Annotated in this window: 4 protein-coding genes and 1 pseudogene; all 5 read right to left on the bottom strand. The window is 59.3% G+C overall.

Going from position 1 to position 4,606, the window contains the following annotated elements; genetic code table 11:
* Nucleotides 1-160 (bottom strand): annotated as a pseudogene (locus SAZ01S_RS22910) (IS5/IS1182 family transposase); the annotation flags it as partial.
* 131 nt (nucleotides 161-291) lie between these two features.
* Entirely contained in the window at nucleotides 292-1,143 is an 852-nt protein-coding gene (rplO, locus tag SAZ01S_RS22915; protein WP_084584646.1) for a 50S ribosomal protein L15, read from the bottom strand.
* A 4-nt stretch (nucleotides 1,144-1,147) separates the two neighbouring features.
* Nucleotides 1,148-1,450 (bottom strand): Pepco domain-containing protein, encoded by a 303-nt coding sequence (locus SAZ01S_RS22920; protein ID WP_084584643.1) that lies wholly within the window; start codon nucleotides 1,448-1,450, stop codon nucleotides 1,148-1,150.
* Between the two features lie 13 nt (nucleotides 1,451-1,463).
* Complete coding sequence (locus SAZ01S_RS22925) at nucleotides 1,464-2,645, bottom strand: CHAT domain-containing protein (RefSeq protein WP_167693245.1); 1,182 nt, start codon at nucleotides 2,643-2,645, stop codon at nucleotides 1,464-1,466.
* Between the two features lie 355 nt (nucleotides 2,646-3,000).
* Nucleotides 3,001-4,173 (bottom strand): tyrosine-type recombinase/integrase, encoded by a 1,173-nt coding sequence (locus tag SAZ01S_RS22930; protein WP_084584645.1) that lies wholly within the window; start codon nucleotides 4,171-4,173, stop codon nucleotides 3,001-3,003.
* Between the last annotated feature and the right edge of the window lie 433 nt (nucleotides 4,174-4,606).

Consider the following 4,606-nt stretch of genomic DNA (forward strand, 5'->3'; position numbering starts at 1 on the left):
TGGTCAACTTGCGAGCCGGCAGGATGGGTGTGCATTTTGGCTTGAGGGCGCAGTTGCTGCAGTCCTGCTGCCGCGCTCGGTAGCGGATGAAGCCGTCCTGGTCGGCCTCCGGTCGCGGCGAGGTGAAGTTGCGGTTACGCGGCCGCAGGCGCTTACCCGCTCGATCATCCGCTTGGCTGCGGTAAACCGGCCGTTCATTGAGCAGCTCAAACACGCTCTGCGATGGCCAGATCTGGGCCGCCAACTGACTGGTGGCTCGCGGCCTGAAAAGATTAGCTTAAGCTCTTGAGCCTAGCGAATCGGCGTGACACTGTTGTGGATCGGTCGGCCATCGGCGATGAGATCGACGTGGAACTCGGGATGGTCGCCCGTGATGCGCCCCTTCAACATCCGGACCTTATCCGAAGGCTTGTCCTGGAAGTTGAGGATTTCGTCCACGGTCAGTATCACCGACTGAATGGCCGCATCCCGCGCTCCAAGCTGGAAGAAGTAGCGCTTGGCGTTCTCCCGCCAGAATGATTTCCGTTTCGGGTCAAGGAACACTTTCACTCCGACGCTGGCGATCCCGTTCAGGACGCCGATCAGGACATCATACCGGAAGTCTCCTTCAGGCGGGCCGTCCCCCGTAATTCCCGGGCTGGTCGCGAAGAGTTGCTCCGAGCCGCCCGCATCGCGGGGCGGACCGTCACTTAGATAGGTCTCCACGGCGCCGCCGGCCGCTCTGATTTTCTCCCGCGCCTTGGCTGAGACCATTGCGACGTGCAGGTTCAGGGCCTCGGCGATCTCGCCCTTCCCGAGCACCTTCACGACGTCTCCGCGCTTGGCCACACCGCACTCCCTCAGGGTGCGCTCGGTCACGAGATCGCCGGGCTTTATTCGCCCCGCTTCGAGAAGACGATTGAGTGTCTCGAGGTTGACTTCACTGACGTTCTTTGTGGTCAACGGCCGGAAGCCCCGCTTCGGCAGTCGCATGTGGAGCGGCATCTGGCCGCCCTCGAAACCCTTAATTGCCACACCGGAGCGAGACTTCTGGCCCTTCTGCCCCCTGCCGGCGGTCTTCCCCAGGCCGGAGCCTATACCACGGCCGCGCCGCTTGGCGCGCTTGCGCGCACCCGCGTTGTCGCTCAGGCCGTTGAGCTTCACCAACTTAGTCCTCGAACTCGATGTGGACCTCGAGACTCGCAGTCGCTCCCGCCGAAACTCCAGTGCCTAAGATGGACACCTTGCCATCGACCGACACACCGAGGTTGAGGACGAGCTCCTTCAACTTGCCCTTAGGAAAGCTGATCGGGTGCCGCTCCAGCGCGGAGCCGAGATTGCTGAGAAGCGACCGCACGTTCGAAGCAAGCTCGTCGGCGTCAATACGCTCGAGCTTGGAAGTCGCCGATCCGCCCCGGAACGAATCCTCGGGAACTTCGATCAGAATGCCCGACGTATCTTCCTCGCTCATTGCTCGCTCCTTGTCACTGGTAAGTCCGATATGACTGGCCATAAACCGCGTACAGAAGGCCGGTGAGGCTCTTCTTTTCGGTCCACAGGTGCATCTTCGCGTCGTGCAAGGCATCGCTGATGCTCCGCCTGTCCTTTAGCAGCTTGTCGTAAAAGACCTCAGCCATGTCGGCCGCGCCGAAATCGTGGACCTCGAACTCGGGCGCGACGATGCACTCGGCCCCCATCCGCATGCAGTATTCGGGAAAGTTTTCCGTCCTGTCAGGCTTGAGCTTGGCGACCTCACAGGCGTTGAAGAAGAGCAGCGGCCGCGACGTGAAGGTGACCTCCGTGGCAGACATCTGGTGGAAGGTGACGAACGCTCCGTCGCGCAGCCTGAAGCGCTTCGACGCCAACTCCTCGCCCGCCTCGTAGTGGCAGGACAGGTGGATGATCTTCGGCTCCTCGCGATTGAGGCCGTCGAACAGCTCCTTGGCCTGTGCGAACGCGGGGCCGTTCGGTTCTAGCGCAGGCACCTCGAACACCGACACGCGAGGCTGATCCAGCTTGACGTCCAGTTCGACCATATAAGGCCGCTCGCGGGTCTCGATCTGCTTGAATGACTTGTCCCAAGCATAATTCAGCCGGACGGCGCTGCCAATCGGCGCATCGTCACGGCGCGACTGGCTCGCTTCGTTAGTAGTCGATTGGAGGGTGCGCAGTATCGACGCGCGCATGCCGAGGAACTGCTCTACCTCCACCTTCTGGATGTCGGTGCCGAGGTAGAGAAGCGGCCAGCAAAGCGCGAAGCTGTCCGTGTAGAACAGGATCTCCGTCGCGCCGGGGCCAGCGCAGGCGTCACGGATGGCCGATCGTGCCGCGTCCGTCGCGAAGACCTTTTCGAAAAGGATCTTTCCCCGGGCCGCGATCTCTTGGATGACGTCCGGCGTCGCGGCTCCAGGTTTGCTGAGCTGCCGAGCATAGGGCGCGAGAGCGTCGAGTTCCGCCTCGAAATCCGCCCACTTCCAAGTCATAGGCGCGTGGACCATGTGCGGAAAATTCGCAATGTCGCAAGTGAACGTGTTGCCGTTAGGGCGTACTGTCACAGTCAGAGTGATATCTTCGGCAGGAATAAGTGCGCCAAGCGTGAGATCGGGAGAACCAGAAACCTGATCGGCAACCTGTACAATGTTCCGCTTGTACCGCTTCTTCCCCATCCGTCGCATTCCCCCCCGGAAATTTGAGATTAGCTTTTTCTGCGCCCGACGCAATGCCCTTCTCAGGTATTACCTGGTCTGACGAGGCTGACGGTTCGGCAGTACAGCCAAGCGTCGTATGAACGGTTGGCGGTTGTCATGATCAGTCGACCGCCAGCGGAATGACCTCGATTAAGAAAAGACATCGAATGCGGATCAACGCAGCGAATGACAGGTGTTGGAAGATGCTGCCGGTCAGGCTTTGGCGCTGAACGGCAAATGCTGGTCGACTGTGCACCTTCCAAGCGTCTGGGCAAGCGATCGGCAGCGCTGGCGACATGAGCATCATTGGAGACGTGAGTATGGCGCAGGTGTTTCACCATAGTTTCATCCCGTTGGCTACGAAGTCTGCCCACTGGCTCATAAGCACACGTCGTTTGTCGAAGAAATCAGTGCGCCGGTATGCCGCTTCGACAGCGTTCGGAATTTTGTGCGCGAGCGCCTTGTCTGCGACCTCTTTGGGAAAATCGGTCTGATCGGCGGTCCAATCGGTAAAGCTCGATCGAAACCCATGCACCGTGACGCCGTTGATACCCATATCGCGCATCGCCTTCACCATGGTGGTATCGCTGATCGCGCGATTTTTGGCTCCTGTGAAGACCAGCCCATTCGCGCTGATAGCCCCTTCGAGCAAAACATGCGCATCGCGAAGTCGCCGCATCAGTGCAATGGCGGGAGGCGACAAAGGCACGACATGCGGCTCCTTCATCTTCATACGCGCGGCAGGGATCGACCAGACGCATTTGCCGAGGTCAAACTCCCCCCATTTCGCAAAGCGGGTTTCATTTGACCGCGCGGCGGTCAATATCGTCAGCTTGAGGGCGTCTCGACCGACACTATTTTCGAGCGCCGCCAATTTTTGCATGAAAGCTGGAACGTCCGCGTATGGCATCGCCGCAAGGTGCGTCACCTGACGAGTTTGACGTGGCAGGCCGCGCGTCACCGAACGCAGCGATATTTCTTCCGGCACGAGCCCCTTGATATGCGCGTAGTCGAGCGTCGTCCCGATCCGTTGCAGGATGCGCCGCGCTGTGTCGGGAATGGTAAGCCAGATCGGCTCCAGGACGCGCAGCACAGCCGCTCTGTCGATGGCGTCGACCGGTATTTTTCCGATCACCGGGAAAACATGATTTTCGAGGCTCGACATCCACGAAGGATGTTTCCCGTTCTTCCACCCTCCTTTCATCGCGTCGTAGCAATCGCGCGCGACCTTTTCGAAAATCGGGGCAGCCTTTCGTCGCAGACCGAGTTGGTTGACGGGATCAAGGCCGTTGCGGATCATCCGGCGATATTCAGCAACGGCAAGTCTGGCATCCGCCAGCGACACTTGGCTGGCGGAGCCGAGACCGAAATCGCGGCGTTGTCCCCGATGCTGGACTCGCAGCAGCCACGATCGCGTTCCCGTGTCACGGACGATCAGATAGAGCCCGTGCATATCGGCATGGCGACCAGGACCGGCATGCCGGACTTTGAGTGCAGTGAGCGGCATCAAGACCTCCCTTCACAGCCCCACATTTTGTCCCACACTTTGCGTCGGATTCGGCGAACATCAGTGGAACAACCTGATCCTGACGTTTGCGTACCGATCGAACGATATCAATAGGTTGAGACTTTCTGGGCTGTCTTTCTACTTTGGTAGGATGCCCGTAGGGGTCACCAAATTGCCTTCCCAAGGCATGCCAGAAGATGCCATAAATGGCTGTTTTCTGCGGTTTTTTAGTGGTATAAGTCTCTCATTCAAGCTGGCAGAATGCCACTGCATACCAGCAAGCTGATGGTATTTTTGATGGCATGCGCCGGTCGCTTCGACGGGAGATACCATCATGGCGTTGTCGGTGGTTGCCATCAAAGCCGCAGAGATTCGCAGCAAAGCTTACAAGCTAAGCGACAGAGACGGGCTCTACCTGCTCGTGACACCATCC

Origin of the sequence: Sphingomonas azotifigens NBRC 15497 (assembly GCF_002091475.1) — a bacterium.
Classification (GTDB): Bacteria; Pseudomonadota; Alphaproteobacteria; order Sphingomonadales; family Sphingomonadaceae; genus Sphingomonas; species Sphingomonas azotifigens.